Origin of the sequence: Streptomyces sp. NPDC005808, assembly GCF_042871385.1 — a bacterium.
GTDB lineage: Bacteria > Actinomycetota > Actinomycetes > Streptomycetales > Streptomycetaceae > Streptomyces.
Window position 1 is genome coordinate 105,534 of the sequence record NZ_JBIAIK010000020.1, and the last position, 20,546, is coordinate 126,079.

A 20,546-nucleotide genomic window follows, 5' to 3' on the forward strand; every position below is an offset into this window, starting at 1 on the left:
ATCCTCGTACCGGACAGGTCCTAGCTGCTCGCGTCCTCGCGGCGCACCGAGAGCAGGTCCTCCAGCTGCTCCTCGCGGGCCTGTGCGGCCACGAAGAGGAGTTCGTCGCCGGCCTCCAGGGAGTCCTCCCGGGAAGGGGTCAGGACGCGGGTGCCGCGGATGATGGTGACCAGGGACGTGTCCTCGGGCCATTCCACGTCGCCGACCTGGGTGCCGGCCAGGGCGGACTCCGGCGGCAGGGTCAGCTCGACGAGGTTGGCGTCGCCGTGGCTGAAGCGGAGCAGGCGGACCAGGTCGCCGACGCTGACGGCCTCCTCGACCAGCGCCGACATCAGGCGCGGGGTGGAGACGGCGACGTCGACGCCCCAGGACTCGTTGAACAGCCACTCGTTCTTGGGGTTGTTGACGCGGGCGACGACCCGCGGGACTCCGTACTCGGTCTTCGCGAGCAGTGAGACGACGAGGTTGACCTTGTCGTCGCCGGTGGCCGCGATGACCACATTGCAGCGCTGGAGCGCGGCCTCGTCCAGGGAGGTGATCTCGCAGGCGTCGGCGAGCAGCCACTCCGCCTGCGGGACGCGCTCGACCGAGATGGCGGTGGGCGCCTTGTCGATCAGTAGGACCTCGTGACCGTTCTCCAGGAGTTCGCCCGCGATCGAGCGGCCCACGGCGCCGGCCCCGGCAATGGCGACTCTCATGAGTGACCGGCTTCCTCTTCAGGGCCCTTGGCGAAGGACGCCTCGACCTTGTCCACGTCGAAGGTGCGCATCATCACGTGCACCAGGTCGCCTTCTTGCAGGACCGTCTGCGAGCTGGGCAGCACCGCTTCGCCCAGTCGGGTGAGGAAGGCCACGCGTACGCCGGTCTCGTCCTGGAGCCGGCTGATCTTGTGACCGACCCAGGCGGTGGATGCGTGCACCTCGGCGAGCTGTACGCCGCCGGTCGGGTCGCGCCACAGCGGCTCGGCGCCCGAGGGCAGCAGTCGGCGGAGCATCTGGTCGGCCGTCCAGCGGACGGTGGCGACGGTCGGGATGCCCAGGCGTTGGTAGACCTCGGCTCGGCGCGGGTCGTAGATGCGCGCCGCCACGTTCTCGATGCTGAACATCTCGCGGGCCACCCGGGCGGCGATGATGTTCGAGTTGTCACCGCTGGAGACCGCGGCGAAGGCTCCGGCCTCCTCGATCCCCGCCTCGCGCAGCGTGTCCTGGTCGAAGCCGACTCCGGTGACGCGACGGCCGCCGAACCCGGAGCCCAGTCGTCGGAAGGCGGTGGGGTCCTGGTCGATCACGGCGACCGTGTGCCCCTGTTGCTCCAGGGTCCGGGCAAGAGCGGAACCGACTCTTCCGCAGCCCATGATGACAATATGCACGGCCTTACCCCGCACTCCCCGCTAGGCCTTTGACCTGCGTAAATGTCCTGCTCATAGCTCTCTCTCGGCTCGCCGGGCAACACGCTGCGGTCAGTTTTCGGCCACTGGGCAACATCATGCCGGTGAATCCTGATGGTGATCCCGCGCAGGTGTGAGCCGTCTGCATCGCTTGTCAGCCTCCACCGTAGCGGCAAAGCCGTACGGATCGACGGGGGGTCGTGGCCTGGGAGTGCGCCCAGGTGATCTGGGTCACGCCGGCCTCGCGCCAGGTAACTGACCGGAAGCCGTCAGTCGACATCTGTCGGCGGCGACGTACTCGGAGCGGTGCTGCGGCCGACCGGAGGTGCGGAGGCGCGGAGGCGCGGAGGCGCGGGGATCAGCGGCGGTTGATGCTGCGGACGCTCAGAAGGGTCAGGATTCCGAGGCCGATGAGCCCGGCGGTCGCGCCGATGAACTCCGCGGTGGTGTGCATGGAACCTCCATAAGCGGGCAAGTGTGGATGTTTTTCATATAGGCATGCGGATCTGCGTGACTGCGGAATCCGCAACGTGGCATGCACCCGTTTTCACTCGGAGGGCAGATGTCGTGCGGCGGGTGGGCGGCCTCCCGTTCGAACGCTTACGATCCTCTGCGTGTCCAAACTGACCGACGTGCCCAAACGGATCCTCATCGGGCGCGCACTGCGCAGTGACCGGCTCGGAGAAACGCTCCTGCCGAAGCGCATCGCACTCCCCGTCTTCGCATCCGACCCGCTCTCCTCCGTGGCCTACGCACCCGGAGAAGTGCTCCTGGTCCTCTCCATCGCGGGCGTGTCGGCCTACCACTTCAGCCCGTGGATCGCGGTCGCGGTCGTGGTGCTGATGTTCACCGTGGTCGCCTCCTACCGGCAGAACGTGCATGCCTACCCGAGCGGTGGCGGCGACTACGAGGTCGCCAACACCAACCTCGGCCCCCGTGCCGGCCTCACCGTCGCCAGCGCGCTGCTCGTCGACTACGTCCTCACCGTCGCCGTGTCGATCGCCTCCGGCATCGAGAACCTCGGCTCGGCGATCCCGTTCGTGATCGAGCACAAGGTGCTGTGCGCGGTCGGCGTCATCGTGCTGCTCACGCTGATGAACCTGCGCGGAGTGAAGGAGTCGGGCAAACTCTTCGCGATTCCGACCTACGTCTTCGTGGCGGGCGTCTTCATCATGATCGCGTGGGGTTCGTTCCGTGGACTCGTCCTTGGCGACACCATGAAGGCGCCGACCGCCGACTTCCACATCGAGGCCGAGCACCAGGGACTCGCCGGCTTCGCCCTCGTCTTCCTGCTGCTGCGCGCCTTCTCCTCCGGCTGCGCCGCGCTCACCGGCGTCGAGGCGATCTCCAACGGCGTCCCGGCCTTCCGCAAGCCCAAATCGAAGAACGCCGCGACCACCCTCGCGGCGATGGGCCTGCTCGCCGTCACGATGTTCTGCGGCATCATCGGCCTGGCCATGGTGACTAAGGTGCGGATGGCCGAGAACCCGGCCGTCGACCTGATCCACAACGGTGTCGCGGTCGGCTCCGGCTACATCCAGAACCCGGTGATCTCGCAGGTCGCCGAGGCGGTCTTCGGCAAGGGCAGCTTCCCGTTCGTCGTACTCGCCGCCGCCACCGCGCTGGTCCTGTTCCTCGCCGCCAACACCGCGTACAACGGCTTCCCGCTGCTCGGCTCGATCCTCGCCCAGGACCGCTACCTCCCGCGCCAGTTGCACACCCGTGGCGACCGCCTCGCCTTCTCCAACGGCATCGTGCTGCTGGCGCTCGCGGCCGCGCTGCTCGTCTGGGTCTACGGGGCGGACTCGACCAAACTCATCCAGCTCTACATCGTCGGTGTCTTCGTCTCCTTCACGCTCAGCCAGACCGGCATGGTCCGGCACTGGAACCGTCATCTGCGCACCGAGAAGGACCAGGCCAAGCGCCGCCACATGATCCGCTCCCGGGCGATCAACACCTTCGGAGCCTTCTTCACCGGGCTGGTGCTGGTCGTCGTACTCGTCACGAAGTTCACCCACGGCGCCTGGGTCGCGCTGCTCGGCATGGTGATCTTCTACGCGACGATGAGCGCGATCCGCAGGCACTACGACCGGGTGGCCGAGGAACTGGCCGCGCCCGACGGGCCGTCCGACGACAGCGTCCGCCCCTCCCGCGTCCACTCCGTCGTCCTGATCTCCAAGATCCACCGCCCCTCGCTGCGGGCCCTCGCGTACGCCAAGCTGATGCGCTCCGACACTCTGGAGGCGCTCAGCGTCAATGTCGACCCGGTCGAGACGAAGGCGCTGCGCGAGGAGTGGGAGCGGCGCGGCATCGACGTACCGCTGAAGGTCCTGGATTCGCCTTACCGCGAGATCACGCGGCCGGTCATCGAGTACGTGAAGGGGCTGCGGCGCGAGTCCCCGCGCGACGCGGTGTCCGTGATCATCCCCGAGTACGTGGTCGGCCACTGGTACGAGCAGCTGCTGCACAACCAGAGCGCGCTCAGGCTGAAGGGCCGGCTGCTGTTCACGCCGGGCGTCATGGTGACGTCGGTGCCCTACCAGCTGGAGTCCTCCGAGGTCGCGCGGAAGCGGGCCCGTAAGCGGCAGGACTGGAACGCGCCGGGGGCGGTGCGGCGTGGTCCGGCCCAGGACCGCCCGAAGGAGCCGTCGGGGCCGACGAAGAGCTGACGCCCCTCGGGCGTGACGCCCTCTGGCCGTGACGCCTCTCTGCCGTGATGCCGCCTCTCTGGCCGTGTACCTCTCTGCCTTGATGCCCCTCGGCTTCGTGGTGAGCGGCCGGGCGGTGGCCACGTAGACTGGTGGGCTGTTGTCCGGCCGTTCTCCCTTTCCGCAGCGTTTTTCCGCACCCTTTCGCATCTCTTTCGCATCTGGAGTCACCCCGCCATGCAGGCAGAACCGAAGAAATCGCTGGTGGGGGAGGAGTACGAGGTCGAGATCGGTCCTGTCGCCCACGGCGGGCACTGCATCGCCCGTACGGCCGAGGGACAGGTCCTCTTCGTCCGGCACACCCTGCCCGGCGAGCGGGTCCTGGCGCGGGTGACCGAGGGCGAGGAAGGCGCGCGGTTCCTGCGCGCCGACGCCGTCACCGTGCTCGAACCGTCCAAGGACCGCGTGGCGGCCCCCTGTCCGTACGCCGGTCCCGGCCGCTGCGGCGGCTGCGACTGGCAGCACGCCAAGCCGGGCGCTCAGCGACGGCTCAAGGGCGAGGTCATCACCGAGCAACTGCAGCGGCTCGCCGGCCTCACTCCGGAGGAGGCCGGCTGGGACGGCACGGTGATGCCCGCCGAGGGCGACAAGCTGCCGGCGGGTGAGGTCCCGGCCTGGCGCACGCGCGTGCAGTACGCCGTCGATCCGGACGGCAACGCGGGGCTGCGCCGCCACCGCTCGCACGAGGTCGAGCCGATCGCGCACTGCATGATCGCAGCCGAAGGGGTCAGCGAGCTCGGTGTCGAGGAGCGTGACTGGTCCGGCATGGTCTCGGTCGACGCGATCGCAGCGACGGGCTCCCAGGACCGCATGGTGATCCTCGAACCCAGGCCCGGCGCCCGGCTGCCCCTCGTCGAGCTCGACAAGCCCGTCTCCGTCATGCGCGTCGAGGAGCACGACGGCGGCATCCACCGCGTCCACGGCCGCGCCTTCGTCCGCGAGCGCGCCGACGGCCGTACGTACCGTGTCGGCAGCGGCGGCTTCTGGCAGGTCCACCCGCAGGCCGCGGACACCCTGGTCAAGGCCGTCATGCAGGGCCTGATGCCGCGCAAGGGCGAGATGGCGCTCGACCTGTACTGCGGCGTCGGCCTCTTCGCCGGCGCCCTCGCCGACCGTCTCGGCGACAAGGGCGCGGTCCTCGGCATCGAGTCCGGCAAGCGCGCGGTCGAGGACGCCCGTCACAACCTCGCCGCCTTCGACCGCGTCCGCATCGAACAGGGCAAGGTCGAAGCCGTCCTCCCGCGCACCGGAATCACCGAGGTCGACCTGATCGTCCTCGACCCGCCGCGCTCCGGCGCCGGCAAGAAGACCGTCGAGCACCTCGCGTCGCTGGACGCCCGCCGCATCGCGTACGTCGCCTGCGACCCGGCGGCACTCGCGCGCGACCTGGGGTATTTCCGGGACGGCGGCTACAAGGTGCGGACGCTGCGGGCGTTCGATCTGTTTCCGATGACTCATCACGTGGAGTGCGTGGCGATTCTGGAGCCGGTGGCCAAGGGCGTCTGACCTGCAGGTTCTGGGTAATGGCTCCTGAGTTCCCACACCTCGACAGTGCATGTCTGTCGCCGCTGCCTCTGCTTGTGGTCTGGTCCAGGCTGACGTCCATAGCCGTGGCCGCTGGGCTTGCGGGGCGTCAGACGGTGGTGGCCGGGGGGATCCACCGGTGGGTGCGGGGCACCGCGCTGGTGATGCCGTAGTCCTTCTTGAGGGTTTCGGGGATCGCGTAGTGCATGACGCGTCCACGGGTGAGGGAGGACAGCTCGAGGACCGTGGTGAGGTGGCCGAGGCGGTCCAGGGCCCAGGCGCCGAGTGGAGAGCGGTCCTCGACCGTCTCCAGGACGCCGAGGAGGTGGGGCACGGCCTTGACGACGGTGTCCCACGATGTGCGCGGGACGTGGAGCCAGTCGGCGCAGGTGTCGCCGATGAGGTGGCGGATGAGGGCGGAGACGATGGGATCGAAGAAGGTGCCGGGCACTACCTCCTCGTAGAGGTCGATCAGCTGCCGGGTCAGATGCGTGCCCTCCTCGGAGGGGCCCATGTGCCGGACCATGTACAGGTCGATGAACTGGCGGGCCTCGTCGAGGGTTCGGGGGACGGCGTCCTGGTCGACGCCGAGCATGGCGCCGACGACGCGCCACGCGTAGTAGTAGGCTTCCGCGCCCTCCGTCGACATGTGGATGCCGAGGCGGTGCAGGCTGTCCAGGACGAGCAGGGAGAAGAACATCTGCCCGCCGATCATGTCCTCCTGGCAGATCGGTGTTCCGTAGGTCGCGGTGTCCCAGCGGTTCTCGCGGGCGAGGTGGTGGCGGATGGAGGCGTGCAGGAGGCGGACCTTCTGGGCGGCGGGGATGAACCGGCTGCCGGCCTCGAAGGCGTCGGGCTGCATCAGGTGGACGGTGAACTGGCCGGTCTCCGCCATCCGTTTGGACGGGTACTGCATTCCGTGGGTGGCCGACAGCAGCTTCGCCACGTGCGGGACGAGGTAGCAGGCGGGCATGGCGGCGAAGGACAGCGCGGTGGAGATGTGCACGTTGTTGTCGATGAAGAACAGCCGGGCCTTCTCCATCTCCGCCCAGTCCACCCAGGCGGGTGGGGTGCGGGTGGCTTCCAGGTACTCGCGTGCGACGTCGGGCAGTCCGTCCGGCAGGGGAGCGCCGGCGGTGGAGACGTAGCGCATCAGGGTGTTGAACTTGCCCACCTCTCCCCGTTCGAAGAGCTCGGCGACGGTGGCATCGGCGAGTTCGTCGCCGGCCCGCCGCAGGGCGTTCATCGATGCGTCGGTGTAGGTCATGGCAGGGTTCCTCATCTTCCTCGGCGGCGTCCGCGACAGACGGGAGAGGCGCCCGCCCGGGAGCGCACGGGCTCGCGCAGATGCAGCGGTCATGGCAGGTGTGCTGATCGCTCGCGCCGGATGCGAGCGGTCAGGACAGGCGTACTGCCGCGGAATGCGCCAGCGCGGTCAGTCCGATGGCGGCGTGCGCCGGTAGATCCAGTTCGTGGAGGGCACCGAGAGCCTCCTCGACCCGTGCCCTGATCATGTCCTCGATGCGGTCGGGCGCCCTCAGCCGGTTCATCAACTCGCGCACCGCGTCCAGGCCTTCCCTGTCCAGGTCGCCCCGGCCCAGTAGGGAGTTCAACAGCTCGCGCTCCGCGTCGTCGGCGAGACGCCAGGTCTCTGCCAGCAGCGCGGTGGGCCGGCGACCGCGCACATCGTCGGCATTGGCCTTGCCGGTGTGCTCGGGGTCTCCGAACAGCCCGAGCAGATCGTCCCGGAGCTGGAACGCCTCGCCCAGCGGCAGCCCGTAAGCGGAGTAGCCCTCGCGCAGCCGCGCGCCCGCCCCGGCCAGTGCACCACCGATCAACAGGGGCTGTTCGACGGTGTACTTGGCGGTCTTGTACCGGATCACCTTCAGCGACGCCTCGGTGTCCGGGCCGACTCCGGTGCGCAGGATCTCCAGACACTCGCCCGCGATCAGCTCGCGGGCCATCACCGCCCACAACGGGCGGGCCCGGACGAGATACGCGGAAGGCAGACCGCTGGTGGCGAACAACTGCCCGGCCAGCGCCATCAGCAGGTCTCCCACCAGCATCGCCAACGACCGCGCGGCGGCATCGGCGTCCGGACGAGCCCCTACGGCTCCGCGCAGGGCGACGTGGGTTGTGGGCCGCCCATGCCGCAGCGGACTGTCGTCGATGAGGTCGTCGTGCACGACCGCTGCGGCGTGCACCAGTTCCATGGACGCCGCCGCCCGCAGCAGCGCGTCGCTGTCCGGTTGTCCCACCGCACGCCAGCCCCAGTAGCAGAACGCCGCCCGTAGCCGCTTGCCGTCCGCGACCGCCGCCTCCAGCCTCTCGGCCACCGTGCCGAGCAGCGGATCGATTACCGCCAACTCGTCGGCCTCCCGGGCGACGAACCGGCACAACACCTCGTCCACACGGACCTTGAACGCGGCCCACTCCCACCGGTCAGACGTCACAGGCGGCCTTCCGAGCCAGGGCGCGCCGGGCGAGGATCTCCAAGTCGGCCGGGGGCACGGCCGCGTACCGGTCCAGCACCAGGCGCCCCCGCGCGACGAGTTCGTTCTCGGCCTCGGCCGCCAACTCCGCGGCGTCCGACCGGCGCAGCAGCCCGCGCACCGTCTCCAGGGTCGAGCCCACCGTGCTCACCGCCAGATCGGCCAGCCCGAAAGCCAGCAACAGGGCCTGTGCGTCCAGGCCTTCGCGCCGTCCCGCTTCTTGTGTCACGCCATCCCCCTCGTCCGTCGTACGTCCAGGGAGCCCTGGGCGCACACCGTCCTTCCGAGGATCGCGTCCCGCCGGGTGCGACAGCGGAAGAACTCACGATCGAGTGATCCCACCGCTCGACCGTGCGGATCTTGGATGCCGCTACTGCTGGGGCAGGCGAGGAGAGACGCGGTGCTGCCACCCGACCGCGGCCCGCCGTGACGCTCTGCTCGGGCAGCAGGGCCGGCTGGCGCCGCCCGGAAGGCGCCCGGAGATTCCGCGCGCCGCACAGCCGGCACAGGTCCGATTGACGGTGCGGCGGCAGCCGGGAGTCGCCGAACGGGGTTCCGGCGGACCTGACGGACACCCCGCGCAGTGGGACCGTGCGCGGGGTGTGTGTGAGTCGGTTGGTGGGCGGTCAGGCGCAGAGGACGCGCGTCTCCGGTGTGTAGACCGGGCCGCCGCTGGTGTTCGTGGCGTCGCTGAAGTCCGCGTAGTAGTAGGAGTAGAAGCCGATGTTGCCGTTGCAGCCCGAGTCGGCGGCGACCTGCAGGGTCAGGGTCACGGTCCGGCTCTGCCCGGGCGGGATCGTGGCGCCGTAGTTCGTGCCCAGGTTGGTGGGCCCGGTGCCGGAGCAGGGGGTGCTGCCGGTGTCCGTGGTCAGACTGCAGCCGGTGAAGCTGTACTTGAGGTCGGGCCGCTGGGTGGTCAGCCAGGTGGGGTCGATCGTCTGGTAGACGAACAGGACGTCGTAGGTCTTGTTGTTGGTCAGCGTCATCGAGAGGTTCACCGTGCCGCCGGGCGTCGTGGTGGCGGAGTCGGTGGCGAACGTCAGGTCGGCGTCCGCCGCGCTCGCACTCGTGCCCAGGCCGAAGACGGCGAGGAGGAAACCGAGGAGGGTGGCGAGGCCCAGTCGTCTCATACGTGGTGATCGCATGGCTCGGGAGGCTAGGCGGGCCACGCGCGCGCCGTCTGCCCCGAGAAGAGCCCGCCGACCGTGGACCGGCCGAATGTGTTCCTTGTGTGACGGTCATGCGGCGAGTGTGTGAAGTGGGTGCCTGGGCTGCATATCCGCACGGCATGGGGAGGAGGTGCGGGGCTCGCGGGGCGGAGTCAGGCATGGTTCGGCTGCCCGGCGAAGCACGCCGATATTGGCGTGATTCCTGATGCGCGAGATGCCGTGACGTCTCGTCTGGTGCGGATGTTTCTCGGCCGGTTGTGGAAACCTGCTTGAGCCGCCAGCCGCCAGCCGCCAGCCGCCAGCCGCCAGCCGCCAGCCGCCAGCCGCGAGCCAAGAGCCGGGTGTTCGGGTGTTCGGGGGACCGGCGTCCGGGTCGGCGCTGGGCGCAGCGCCGACCCGGAGCGCGTCTACTTGCTCACGGCGAAGCGCATCAGGGCCTTTTCGTCGCCCTGCTTGATCTTCCCGGTCTCGTTGATGACCTGGAGCTTCCAGGTCGCGCCGTCCCGAATGGCCTTGGCCACGGCGCAGCCGTTGTCGGCGCTGAGCAGGCTCGGCCAGATGTCGGCGACCTGCTGGGTGCTGCCGCCCGTCGCGTCGTACACCTTGAAGCTGATGTTCCGGGCCTTCTGGAAGTTGCTGCCCTTCTTGTACGCGGCGGCGACGAACACGATGGACGTGATGTTGGCCGGCACCTTGGCGAAGTTGACGGTCACCGTCTCGTCGTCGCCATCGCCCTGGCCGGTCTGGTTGTCCCCGCTGTGCAGCAGCGAGCCGTTGCCCAGCGGATCCGGGGAGTCGAGGCCGGCCAGCCGCACCGGGTCCGCGCCCTGCATCGCGATGGCGATCAGGTCGAGGTCCGTACCGACCTTCTGTCGGATCTTGCCGATCAGGCCGCCGCTGCTCCCGACGGTCGGGTCCCAGGACGCGCCGATGGTCAGGTGGGTCACCCCATCCAGATCCGCCGGGCCGTCTTCTTTCGTGAGTGTGATCATGCGTGAACCCCTCGGTGAGGCGACTGCGACACACGAATTGTGTCTGGCGCCACCGAAGTCGAGCACATCAGGTCCAGAAATACCGGGACAGAGGAGTCGACGGAGGGGATCCGGCCGAAGAAGGTCGCTGAACGTGACAGGTGTACCACTGCCTGTGTTCATCTCGTTCGGCTCTGGCCGACACTGGAACTGGAGCTGCAACTGGAGCGGCAACAGGGACCGGGAACGGAGGCGGGGACTGGAACCGGACGCGGCGACTGGGACTGGAACCGGAGGTGGGGAGCGGAACCGGACCCGCGTGCCGCGCGTCGTCGTAGCGTGTGACGTCGTGCGAACGGAGGCAGGGGCGGGTTCATGCGCTGATTGCCGGATTGGCTGCCTCCCGTTGGCCTGTCATGGTGTTGTCCCCGCTAGACGCTGTACCCGCCGTCCACGCCCAGTGCCTGCCCGGTGATGAAACCGGCCCGGTCCGACGCCAGGAACGTGACCGCCTCCGCGATGTCCGTCGCGTCCCCGAACCGGCGCAGGGGGATGTTGCGCCGGGTGATCTCCAGGGCCGCCTCGTCGAGTTCGCCGGAACTGATCAGCCGGGCGGCGATGCCGTCGGTCAGCATGCCGGGGCCGACACAGTTCACGCGCACCCCGTACCGCCCCTCTTCGGCGGCCAGTGCTCGTGCGACCGCCTCGACGGCGCCCTTCGTGCCCGACGACAGCCCGTCCCGGACGGGGAACCGGCGGGTGGCCACGGTGGTGACGGCGACGATGCTGCCCCGACTCTCCCGCAGTCTCGGCAGCGCGGCATGGACCAGGTTGAAGAACGCCCCCGCGTCCGCGTCGAGTTGCGCGCGGTACTGGCTCGGCGTGACCTTGCTCAGATGCACCATCGGCACGTGCGGGCCCGCCGCGTACACCAGGGTGTGGACACCGCCGAACGCCGAGGCGGCCTCGGACACCGCTCCCGCCGTGGCCGACTCGTCGGTCAAGTCGAGCCGCAGGGAAAGCACTTGGCGCCCGTACGCCTTCACCTCATCGGCGAGGGCGTCGGCAGCGGCCTGGTTGGCGCGATACGTGAACGCCACGTCGCTGCCCCGCTCGGCCAGCGTCCGTACGACCGCCGCGCCGATACCGCCCGTGCCGCCGGCGACGAACGCGGCACCCGTTCTGTTGGCGAAGTCCCGCATCACAGCATTCCAACACGCGCCTGTACCCGCCGAACAGCCGCGGCACCCGAGTGCGAGCGGGGGAGGGGGAGGAGGAGGGGGAGGGGGCGGTAGGGCCGGACGCGATGAACCAAGAGCGGCTCCTGCCCCGGCCCGTGGTGAGGGGGCAGCGGAGCCGCCCATATCGCGGGCACTGACGGGGAGTTCGGCGAGGGCGCCGGTGGAGCGGCGTGCGCCGACGGCCTGCATCCGCAGGGGTGGGAGCCCGTCGTCGCCAGGATTCCGGTGTGAGGCAGGTGCGGTCGGAGGCGGCCGTCAGGCGTTCGAGAGTGACACCTCGGTCGCCTTGACGAGTGCCACGACCGGGGAACCGGGGGCCAGGCCGAGTTCCGTGGCCGCGTCCCTGGTGATCGCGGCGGTCAACTTGCCGCCCGCGACATCGACCTTCACGCGGGCCATGGCGCCCCCGGTGGCGACGTCGCTGACCGTGCCGGGGAGTTGGTTGCGGATGCTGACCCCGCTCACCGGGCCGGTGGCCAGGGACACCTCCGTCGACTTGATGAGGGCGCGGACCGCGGAACCCTGGGTCAGTCCCAGGTCCTCGACGGCCTCCAGGGTGACGGCCGCCGTGAGGTCCTGACCGCCCTCGAGACGTACCTTCACCGTCGCCATCACCTCACCCGGGGTGACGGAGGTGACGGTGCCGGGGAGTTGATTGCGGATGCTCAGACTCATGAGGAACGCCTCGATCGCGGTGCGGGCCGGAAGGTTCGGCACATTATGTCTGTCTTGCCGTCGGCCCACTGCCCGCGGACGCGTCGCGGACCGTGTCGCTGTTGGGCCGAACGGGTGACCATGCGTAAGAATTGCCCGGTGCAGACAACGAGTGCGAGCCAGGACGGGGTGGACCTGTGAACGGCCACGACGCCACCGACGAACAGTGGGAGGGGCTCGCCCAGGTAGTTCCGTTGCGGGGCCGGGACGCCTGGCCTTCGGCAGTCGACCACCGGTCGATACCCGAGGCCCCGACGGAGGCGCGCCGCCGCTTCATGGTGCTGCGGATCAACGTGTTCGCGGACGCGCGCGAGGTCGCCGAGACCCTGATGGCAGGCATACCCGTCCTCCTCGACCTGACCGGCGCGGAGACCGAAGTCGCCAAGCGGGTACTGGACTTCAGCACCGGTGTGGTCTTCGGGCTGGCGAGCGGCATGCACCGGGTCGACAAGAACGTGTTCCTGCTGACGCCGCCGGGTACCGAGGTCCAGGGGCTGATGGAGGGAGCGCGGATTCCTGGGGCGTGACACGAGCTTCTCGGTACGCCGTAGTTCCCGGGTGCGCTTTGGTGCCAGTCGGGGCGCCGTCCCTCGATCGTAGGAAGGTCCTCGAGGCGGAACGGTTCGCCTGACGGCGGAGGCCTACCGTCCGGATATGACCCTGCCCTCTCTCGAAGCCCCCGCGGTGGCGGAGGTGCGCCCCGACCGCCCGGGCGTCACCGAGCTGCGGCTCGCCGCCTTCGCCGCGCACCGGCGCGTCCGGTTCCCGCTCGGACCGCTCACCCTCGTCGCCGGGCCGAGCGGCAGCGGCAAGACCAGTGCCCTGCGGGCGTACGAGGCGCTGGCACAGCTCGGCAGCGGCGCCGAGCTGGGTGAGGTGTTCCCGGCGCCGGTCACCTGTGTGCCCGAGCGTGCCCGCCCCGACGCCCAGGGACGGCGCGGCTTCCGTATCGGCTGCACCGTCAACGGGCCCGAAGGCCCCGTCCGCCTCGACATCGCCGTCCAGGCCGAGCCCGAACTGCGCATCGTGGGTGAGCGGTTGACGGTGGGCGGCCTGACCCTGCTGGAGACGGCGCTACGGGACCCGGGGCGCCCTGTGGTCCAGGCCGCCTGGCACACCGGGGGTTCGTCCGGGGTGACCCGGGGTCCGCTCCCCGACGACCGCCTCGGCACCGCGCTCCTGCCGCTGCGCGTCTCGGGCAGGACGGCCGGCGAGCGCCAAGTCCTTGCCGCCGCCGAGCAGATGGTGCTCGCGCTGCGATCCGTCTTCGCCTGCGACCCGAGCCCCCGGCTGATGCGTGCCCCCGTCCCGGTCGGGTCCGGCCTGCTGCTGAGGGGCTGCGACAACCTCGCCGAAGTGCTGTGGCGTACGCGGGCGGAGTGCGGCCGGCGGCACGCGCAACTGGTCACCGCGGTCGAGGCCGGATGCGCGGGCTCCGTCGTCGATGTACTGGGCGAGACCCTGCGCGACGGCACCATCCGAGCCTTCCTCGACCGCGGCGACGGCGTTCGTACGGAGCTGGGGCTGCTCGGGGACGGCGAGTTGAGGTATCTGGCGCTGGCCCTGGTGCTGCTCACGGGGCCGGGCGTGCTGGCGGTCGACCAGGCCGGTGAGGTTCCCGCGGCCTTGCAGACGCTGACTGTCCTGACCGACGGCCTCGACCGCTGCCTGGACGCCCGGCAGACGGGGGAGTTGGTGCGGCTGGCGGCGCGGATGTGCGAGCGTGGGCACATCCGGCTGGTCGGCACCGTGAGCGACGCCTCCTGGGGGTACGGGGTGCCTGGCGTGACGGTGGTGGAGCTGTAGGCCTTCAGCGGTCGCGGGGGCCGGCAGGCGGGTCTGGTACTGGGACGAGACGCAAGTCGTGACGGAAGCTGGACGTGAGCTGTGACGGAAGCTGGACGTGAGCTGTGAGTGAACTGGACGTAGGGAAACTGCAGCGCCGGCTGGCCGAGTTCGCGGCCGCGCGGAACTGGCAGCCCTACCACACCCCCAAGAACCTCGTCGCCGCCCTGAGCGTGGAGGCCTCCGAACTGGTGGAGATCTTCCAGTGGTTGACGCCGGAGGAGTCGGCCCGGGTGATGGACGACGCGGACACCGCTCACCGCGTCACCGACGAGGTCGCGGACGTCCTGGCCTATCTGCTCCAGTTCTGCGAGGTGCTAGGCATCGACCCGCTCGCGGCGCTCGACGCCAAGATCGACCGGAACGAGCGGAGGTTCCCGGCGCCGGAGGGGCCGTGACGGCCGGGGTGTTACAGGAATCCGGGGAGTCGGGGTAATCGGGGTATCGGGTATTCGGGGTAAGCCGGACGGTACGGGCAGTCCTGGCAGTCCTGGCGGTACGGGCGGTCCGGGCAGCCCGATTGGTCCGAGTAGCTCGAAGGATCCGCGGGATTGTCACTCTATGGAGTCGTCGAGTTGTCCACGCACAACTCCGTGTCCACAGATTTCGGGCTTCCTCTGGCTTTTCGTCCCGCTTGAACTCACTCTGGGTAGTGGACGGCCGAGTTCGAGTTGACGTGCGGTGAGTGCGTCGGGACAGACGGGGACAGCGCATGGAGGCGGTGCGGCTCATAGTGGCGAGCAGGCGTGCCCTGGCGGGGACCGGCGAGGCTCCGGAGGTGATGGAGGAGGCGTGGCAGGCGCATGCCCTGGCCCAGGCGATAGGCAGCCGGTTCGCCGTCTCGGGTCCCCCCGAACTCCGGGGAGAGGCACTGGGACTGACCGAGCTGGCGGGCCGGGGCTGCGGAGTCCTCGGCGCCCATGCCCTCGACGTCAGCGCCTTACGGGCCGCCCGGCTCACCGAGCTGGGCGACGCCCGCGAGGCCCTCGTCTGCCTGGGCTGTCTCCTCGGCGAGGTCGGGATCGCCCTCGTCGGGATCGCCTGCGCGTCGGACGACCAGGCGACGTACTGGCAGTGCATGGAGGCCATCGACGCGGCGGACGAGTCCCGGGACCGGGTGCTGGAGATGCTGAGACGACTGACGGTGCAGGACAAGGCGGCCGGGTGAGGTGCCTTCAGCCGTCCGGCGTTTGAGGACGACTGGCCGTCCGGCGTTTGAGGGCGACGCCGACGACGCCGTGCCGTCCCGAGGGCGGTGGGGCGAAAAACGCCCCCTGCGTCAGCCGCGGTCGCCCTCCTCGGCGAGTGCGGGCCGGGGGCCCGAAAGATCCGCGTCCAGCTGGCACAGATCGGCGTTGAGCGCCGCCATCAGCTCCTCCATCTGCTGGAGCAGCCCTTTCGGCTGCGCCGGCACTGCCTGCTGTGGAACTGCGTCTTGGGACATGACGGCCTCCTCGGCCCGTGGCCCCGACAGGGGACCGGTGCGGGTGACGCCCCGGCGACCGCCGGCGACGGTGCCGGGCGGTCCGGCTCCGCCCGAGCCAACGATCATCACCGGGCCGGGTCACTGGCGCGGAGACGCGCCACACGCCGGGTCGACGGATTTCACCCGACCGGGGACAGGAGTAGCCGCGTGGGGCCGATGGGTTGACCGGTACGCGACCGTGCAGGATGGAGGCATGGATCTTCGAATCTTCACCGAGCCCCAGCAGGGCGCGACCTACGACACCCTTCTCGCGGTCGCCAAGGCCACTGAAGACCTCGGCTTCGACGCCTTCTTCCGCTCCGACCACTATCTCCCCATGGGCTCGGCAGACGGCCTCCCGGGCCCGACCGACGCCTGGATCACCCTCGCCGGGCTAGCCCGGGAGACCCAGCGCATCAGGCTCGGCACACTGATGACCGCCGGCACCTTCCGGCTGCCCGGCGTCCTCGCGATCCAGGTCGCGCAGGTCGACCAGATGTCCGGCGGACGGGTGGAACTGGGCCTGGGCGCAGGCTGGTTCGAGGAGGAGCACAAGGCTTACGGCATCCCGTTCCCGAAGGAGAAGTTCGCACGCCTGGAGGAGCAGCTCGCGATCGTCACCGGGCTCTGGGCGACCGAGCCCGGCAAGACCTTCAGTCACCACGGCACCTACTACGACCTCACCGACTCGCCGGCTCTGCCCAAGCCCGCCCAGGCGAAGGTGCCCGTCCTCATCGGCGGCCACGGCGCGGTCCGCACCCCGCGGCTCGCCGCCCAGTACGCCGACGAGTTCAACATGCCGTTCGCGTCGATCGAGGACAGCGAGCGGCAGTTCGGCCGGGTGCGCGCCGTGGCGGAGCAGGCCGGGCGCAACGGTGGGGACATCACGTACTCAAACGCGCTCGTGGCCTGTGTCGGCAAGGACGACGCGGAGGTCGCCCGCCGCGCCGCCGCGATCGGCCGGGAGGTCGACGAGCTGAAGGCGAACGGTCTGGCCGGCACCCCGGACGAGGTCGTCGAGAAGATCGGCCGGTACGCGGCGATCGGGTCCCGGCGCATCTACTTCCAGATCCTCGATCTCGACGATCTCGACCACCTCGAACTGATCTCGGCGCGGGTTCAGTCGCAGCTGACGTAGTTCTGGGCCCGCGGCCCGCAAAACCCATGACGCAACGGCATTGGACCCAGAACCGGGTGCCTGGCGAGGGTGTGGGCGGCGCGCTCCATGAGTGCGCCGCCCCCGGCTCACCGATTGGGCGGGTCCGTCCCGGTCGTCTGGGCGAGCCGGTCGGTGAGTTGCCGGCCGATGTTCAGCCGGTCAGTGCCGTGGTCACGTCGTCGAGGACGATCCGGGCCGCCAGCGGGCCGCCCGCGCTGTTCCACGCCGAACCCTGGATGACCACCACGTGGCCCTGCTTCTCGGCTTCCAGCTTGCTGAAGTTGGGCACCTTCCGGGCCTCGGCGTAGGCCTTCTCCCCGTCCGCCTTGTCGCCGAGGGTGCCGAAGAAGAGCCAGTCCCCGTCGATGGTGGTGAGCTTCTCCAGGCTGACCGGCTCGCTGTGTCCGCTGCTCTCGCCCTGCTGGTCCGCGGGGCGGTCGAGGCCCAGCGTGGAGAGGGTGGAGCCCACGTGGCCCTTCCCCTTGCCGACGACCGAAGGGGCGTTGTCCTGCCAGCGGATGACGCTGACGGTCGCGCCGGCGTTGGCGCCGAGCTTCTCCTTCGTGGCGGCGACGTCGGAGTCGAAGTCGCTCAGTATCTTCTCGCCCTGCTCCTTCTTGTTCAGCGCGTCGGCCGTGGCCGTGAAAGCCACCTTCCAGTCCTCGTTGAGCTTGGCGGTGACCACGGTCGGCGCGATGGCCTGGAGCTTGGCGAGCTCCCTCTTCGCGCCGGTCGTCTCGTCGAGCAGGATGAGGTCGGGCTGGAGCGTGGCCAGCTTCTCCATGTCCGCCTCGGCGACGGTGGCGACGACCTCGGCCTTCGAGGCCTTGTCGGCGAGATAGGTGGACACCCCCGTCTGCCCCCGGCCCGCCGTGGCGCCGACAGGCTCGATACCCAGGGCGAGCGCGGCGTCCAGCGTGGGCTCACTGAGCGCGACGACCTTCCGCGGCTCTGCGGGCACCTTGACCTTGCGGCCCTGTGCATCGGTGATCGTGCGCGTGGCCGACGCGCTCGAGTCCGCGGCGGCGCTGCTGCTGTCGTCGGCACTGCCACAGGCCGTCAGGAGCAACGCCCCCGTCATGACGGCGGCAGCCGAGGTCAGGATCGCTCTGCGGGAGGCTCGGGTGGAGGACATCTGCTTAAGCTCCTTGGTGGCAAAGGGAGTTCATGAATGGGTGGTGTGCGGGGGTGGGTCTTGGGGAGGCGCGGGTCGGTCTTGGGGAGGCGCGGGTCTGTCTTGGGGAGGCGCGCGAAGCCGGGCCGGGTCAGCCGGGTCCTCGGCCCAGCAGCCGCACCAGGCCGTCGGCCAACGCGCTGTGCCAGCAGGCGTAGTCGTGGCCGCCGTTGTACTCGTTGAAGGTCATCCGGTAGCCCGCCGAGGTCAGGGCGTCGTACACGACGCGGCTGTGGTCGACCATGAGCCCCTCGTGCAGTCCGACGTCCAGGTGGATGGTGAGGGGCCGGGGGCCTGCTTCGGTATAGAGGTCGATGACCCAGGGGATGCCGGCGACCGCCGTCTTGGGCACGCCCGGTGGCAGGCCGGGCCGCCACCACAGGGAGGCCGACTGGGCGAGCACCTTGCCGAACCGGTCGGGCCGCAGGTGAGCGGCGTACAGCGCGGTCAGGGCGCCCAGGCTCTGGCCCGCGACGACGGTTCGTCCCGGGTCCGCGGTCAGTGGCCAACGGCCCGCCGCCCAGGGCAGCAGTTCGTCCGTGAGGAAGGACACGAACTCCTCGCGTCCGCCCAGTTCGTTCCAGCGGGTGTGCCGGTCCACGGCGTCGGGTGACAGCACGGCGAGCGGCGGCAGCGCACCGTCGGCGATCAACGCGTCGAGCGTCTGCCCGAGCCCGAGCCGGCCGAACCACATGTCGCCGTCGCAGAGCACGAGGACGGGCAGTGGGTCCGCACCGCCGGAACCGACAGCCCTGCCTGGGCCGCCTGGGCCGCCTGGGCCGTCTGGGCCGTCTGGGTTTTCTGGGGCGCTCTGTTCGCGGTCCGGCGGTAGGTAGACCCATACGTCGCGATCGCCGCCGAGCGCGGTGGCCGTTACCCGGTGCCGTTCGACACGCCCGGCCGGTACGGTGCCGTGCCGCCCCGCCCAGGGCTGCGCGGGGGAGTCCGGCAGCGCGAAGACGGAGCTGTCGGCCGGGTGCCAGCGGGTCGGCATGGCGTGCCGGTTCAGCGGGTCGGGTGCGGCGTGCCCGGACAGGGACCGCAGCCGCTGCTGGAGTTCGTCCGGGTCCTTGGGCGGTTCCTCGGCCGAGATGTCGGCGGCCATGCGGTAGGAGCCGGCGTGGTCGGCGCGCAGCCGCAGCCCCAGGTACCAGACGTCGGTGCCGGGGATGTGCTCCAGCAGGGAGCCCGCGAGGTTCTCGCGGTCGATGATGCGGTTGCCGAGCAACAGCACCTGCCGGGTCGCACCGTCACCGCGCCACACGAAGGTGACGGCCCGGTGGCCGGGTTCGTCCGCCAGTTCCTCGACGAGTGGGGTGCCGAGGCGCTCCACGTCGGCCCAGAACTGCTCCGTCAGGACCGCGCGTCGGTCGTCGTCGGTGGCCGCCAGGTCCCTCACCAGGCGTGCGACTCGCGGTCCGGTGATGCGGACCGGACGCGCGCCGGTCCGGGGGTCGGGCGGTGCGGCGTCGGGGCCGGCCACTCGCGCGAGCGGCGCGCTCACCGCAACTCTCCATGGGTGCGGGCGAGTTCGAGAAGCCGCGGCACGGTCTCCGCGGGGCTCGGCATGGCGGCCATCTCGCCGGCTGTCTCCCTGGCGGCGGCGCGAAGACCGTCGTCGGTCAGGAGGCGGTCGAGCAGCCCGGCCGTGAGGTCGCCGGGTCCGTCGGGTACGAGGCCGCAGCCACGGGCCCGTACGGCGGCCGCGTTGGCAGGCCGGTCGGCGCCCTCGCCGAGGACGATCTGCGGCAGCCCTGCATCGAGTGCGGTCAGGGTGGTACCGGAACCTCCGTGGTGGACGACGGCGTCGCTGCGGGCAAGCAGAAGACCCAGCGGGATCCAGCCCACCGGCCGCACGTTGTCGGGCAGGATGCCCAGGGCGCTGAGATCCCCGCCGCCGAGCGCGAGGACGAACTCCGCGTCGGTCTCTTTCGCGGCGTCCACCACCCACTTCACCGGTGACACCCCGCCGACGACGGGCTGCACGGTGCCGAGGGTGACAGTGACGCGAGGACGCTCACGGGTTACCGAGAGCCAGTCGGGCAGCCTGCCGCCACCGTTGTAGGGGACGTACCGCATGAACCAGCGGCGGGGCTCGGCGTTGGTGCTCATGCTGGGCGGCGCGATGTCGAGCCAGGCGGCGACGGGCGCGGGGCCTTCGAGCCCGTGCCGTTCGTAGGCGGGCGCAAGGGTGTTGTTGATCATGCGGACGTGTGCCCCGGTGTGGCCGAAACCCACGGCATGGAGGACCGAGGGGACGCCGAGACGGGCGGCCACCAGCTGTCCGGCCACGCCGAGCGGAGTGTGGACGACGAGGTCGGGCTGCCACTCCTCGGCGACCTTGACCATCGTGTCGGCCATCTCGTCGCTGAAGAACGAGAATCCCTTGCCCTTCGGCGGCTCCCCGCGCTCACCGGGTGCGGGCGGTTTCCGGTTTCCCTTGTCCTTCTCCATGCGGGCGTAGAGCGCGTCGGGGTCGATGCCGGGCGCGCAGTCGACTGCGTTGAGGCCGGCGCGTTCGGTGTGCCCGACGGCAGCGCCGCAGGTGGCCACGAGGACGTCATGACCAGCTGCCCGCAGCGCGTGGGCGAGCGTCACCATGGGATACAGCAGCCCGAAGAAGGGCGGGCCTGCCAACAGGACGCGCATGTCTCCTCTTCTCGACGAGTCGCGCACCGGGGGGAGTTGGACATGGGT

General features: G+C 70.2%; 20 protein-coding genes. 7 read left to right on the forward strand and 13 right to left on the reverse strand.

Features of this window, described 5'->3' with window-relative positions; all coding sequences use genetic code 11:
* Window positions 1-20: 20 nt before the first annotated feature.
* Window positions 21-698, reverse strand: coding sequence for a potassium channel family protein (locus ACFYPC_RS33000; protein ID WP_391890317.1), 678 nt, complete (start codon window positions 696-698; stop codon window positions 21-23).
* The gene (locus ACFYPC_RS33005; protein ID WP_391890320.1) at window positions 695-1,369 is read right to left on the reverse strand and encodes a potassium channel family protein; all 675 of its coding nucleotides are present in this window, start codon (window positions 1,367-1,369) and stop codon (window positions 695-697) included. Before ACFYPC_RS33005 ends, ACFYPC_RS33000 begins: the two co-directional genes overlap by 4 nt.
* Window positions 1,370-2,001: 632 nt before the next feature.
* Between ACFYPC_RS33005 and ACFYPC_RS33010 the strand changes: the two genes are divergently transcribed.
* Both ACFYPC_RS33010 and ACFYPC_RS33015 read left to right on the forward strand, forming a co-directional pair.
* Complete coding sequence (locus tag ACFYPC_RS33010) at window positions 2,002-4,056, forward strand: APC family permease (protein ID WP_391890323.1); 2,055 nt, start codon at window positions 2,002-2,004, stop codon at window positions 4,054-4,056.
* Window positions 4,057-4,272: 216 nt separating this feature from the next.
* Entirely contained in the window at window positions 4,273-5,601 is a 1,329-nt protein-coding gene (locus ACFYPC_RS33015; RefSeq protein ID WP_391890326.1) for a class I SAM-dependent RNA methyltransferase, read from the forward strand.
* A 127-nt stretch (window positions 5,602-5,728) separates the two neighbouring features.
* On the opposite strand, the gene ACFYPC_RS33020 is transcribed toward ACFYPC_RS33015, so the two are convergent.
* The 7 genes from ACFYPC_RS33020 to ACFYPC_RS33050 form a co-directional block, all read right to left on the reverse strand.
* The gene (locus ACFYPC_RS33020; protein WP_391890329.1) at window positions 5,729-6,886 is read right to left on the reverse strand and encodes an oxygenase MpaB family protein; all 1,158 of its coding nucleotides are present in this window, start codon (window positions 6,884-6,886) and stop codon (window positions 5,729-5,731) included.
* Between the two features lie 130 nt (window positions 6,887-7,016).
* Complete coding sequence (locus ACFYPC_RS33025; RefSeq protein ID WP_391890332.1) at window positions 7,017-8,072, reverse strand: polyprenyl synthetase family protein; 1,056 nt, start codon at window positions 8,070-8,072, stop codon at window positions 7,017-7,019.
* On the reverse strand, window positions 8,062-8,340 hold the full coding sequence (locus ACFYPC_RS33030) for a polyprenyl synthetase (RefSeq protein ID WP_391890335.1): 279 nt from the start codon (window positions 8,338-8,340) through the stop codon (window positions 8,062-8,064). The genes ACFYPC_RS33025 and ACFYPC_RS33030 overlap by 11 nt, the downstream gene beginning before the upstream one ends.
* Window positions 8,341-8,737: 397 nt before the next feature.
* Window positions 8,738-9,241 carry a hypothetical protein gene (locus ACFYPC_RS33035; RefSeq protein WP_391890338.1) on the reverse strand — a complete coding sequence of 168 codons (504 nt, stop codon included), beginning with the start codon at window positions 9,239-9,241 and terminating at the stop codon, window positions 8,738-8,740.
* Between the two features lie 446 nt (window positions 9,242-9,687).
* On the reverse strand, window positions 9,688-10,272 hold the full coding sequence (locus tag ACFYPC_RS33040; protein ID WP_391890341.1) for a TerD family protein: 585 nt from the start codon (window positions 10,270-10,272) through the stop codon (window positions 9,688-9,690).
* A gap of 410 nt (window positions 10,273-10,682) precedes the next feature.
* Window positions 10,683-11,453: an SDR family NAD(P)-dependent oxidoreductase gene (locus tag ACFYPC_RS33045; RefSeq protein WP_391890344.1), complete on the reverse strand. Its 771-nt coding sequence runs from the start codon at window positions 11,451-11,453 to the stop codon at window positions 10,683-10,685.
* Between the two features lie 294 nt (window positions 11,454-11,747).
* Window positions 11,748-12,167, reverse strand: a complete 420-nt coding sequence (locus tag ACFYPC_RS33050) for a molybdopterin-binding protein (protein ID WP_391890404.1) — start codon at window positions 12,165-12,167, stop codon at window positions 11,748-11,750.
* A gap of 176 nt (window positions 12,168-12,343) precedes the next feature.
* Between ACFYPC_RS33050 and ACFYPC_RS33055 the strand changes: the two genes are divergently transcribed.
* The 4 genes from ACFYPC_RS33055 (at window position 12,344) to ACFYPC_RS33070 (ending at window position 15,219) form a co-directional block, all read left to right on the forward strand.
* The gene (locus ACFYPC_RS33055) at window positions 12,344-12,733 is read left to right on the forward strand and encodes a cell division protein SepF (protein WP_385735554.1); all 390 of its coding nucleotides are present in this window, start codon (window positions 12,344-12,346) and stop codon (window positions 12,731-12,733) included.
* A gap of 127 nt (window positions 12,734-12,860) precedes the next feature.
* The gene (locus ACFYPC_RS33060; protein ID WP_391890347.1) at window positions 12,861-14,012 is read left to right on the forward strand and encodes an AAA family ATPase; all 1,152 of its coding nucleotides are present in this window, start codon (window positions 12,861-12,863) and stop codon (window positions 14,010-14,012) included.
* A gap of 104 nt (window positions 14,013-14,116) precedes the next feature.
* Window positions 14,117-14,449 (forward strand): nucleotide pyrophosphohydrolase, encoded by a 333-nt coding sequence (locus ACFYPC_RS33065; RefSeq protein WP_391890349.1) that lies wholly within the window; start codon window positions 14,117-14,119, stop codon window positions 14,447-14,449.
* A gap of 314 nt (window positions 14,450-14,763) precedes the next feature.
* The gene (locus tag ACFYPC_RS33070; protein WP_391890352.1) at window positions 14,764-15,219 is read left to right on the forward strand and encodes a DUF6099 family protein; all 456 of its coding nucleotides are present in this window, start codon (window positions 14,764-14,766) and stop codon (window positions 15,217-15,219) included.
* A 111-nt stretch (window positions 15,220-15,330) separates the two neighbouring features.
* Here ACFYPC_RS33070 and ACFYPC_RS33075 read toward each other — a convergent pair whose 3' ends face one another.
* Window positions 15,331-15,495, reverse strand: coding sequence for a hypothetical protein (locus tag ACFYPC_RS33075; protein ID WP_391890355.1), 165 nt, complete (start codon window positions 15,493-15,495; stop codon window positions 15,331-15,333).
* A gap of 235 nt (window positions 15,496-15,730) precedes the next feature.
* On the opposite strand from ACFYPC_RS33075, the gene ACFYPC_RS33080 reads away from it, so the two are divergent.
* A complete protein-coding gene (locus ACFYPC_RS33080) occupies window positions 15,731-16,654 on the forward strand; it encodes an LLM class F420-dependent oxidoreductase (RefSeq protein WP_391890358.1) in 924 nt (307 codons plus the stop codon).
* Window positions 16,655-16,826: 172 nt separating this feature from the next.
* Here ACFYPC_RS33080 and ACFYPC_RS33085 read toward each other — a convergent pair whose 3' ends face one another.
* The 3 genes from ACFYPC_RS33085 to ACFYPC_RS33095 form a co-directional block, all read right to left on the reverse strand.
* Complete coding sequence (locus tag ACFYPC_RS33085) at window positions 16,827-17,810, reverse strand: ABC transporter substrate-binding protein (protein WP_391890361.1); 984 nt, start codon at window positions 17,808-17,810, stop codon at window positions 16,827-16,829.
* Between the two features lie 130 nt (window positions 17,811-17,940).
* Window positions 17,941-19,353 (reverse strand): alpha/beta hydrolase-fold protein, encoded by a 1,413-nt coding sequence (locus ACFYPC_RS33090; RefSeq protein ID WP_391890364.1) that lies wholly within the window; start codon window positions 19,351-19,353, stop codon window positions 17,941-17,943.
* Window positions 19,350-20,498 (reverse strand): nucleotide disphospho-sugar-binding domain-containing protein, encoded by a 1,149-nt coding sequence (locus ACFYPC_RS33095; protein WP_391890367.1) that lies wholly within the window; start codon window positions 20,496-20,498, stop codon window positions 19,350-19,352. The genes ACFYPC_RS33090 and ACFYPC_RS33095 overlap by 4 nt, the downstream gene beginning before the upstream one ends.
* Window positions 20,499-20,546: the final 48 nt, after the last annotated feature.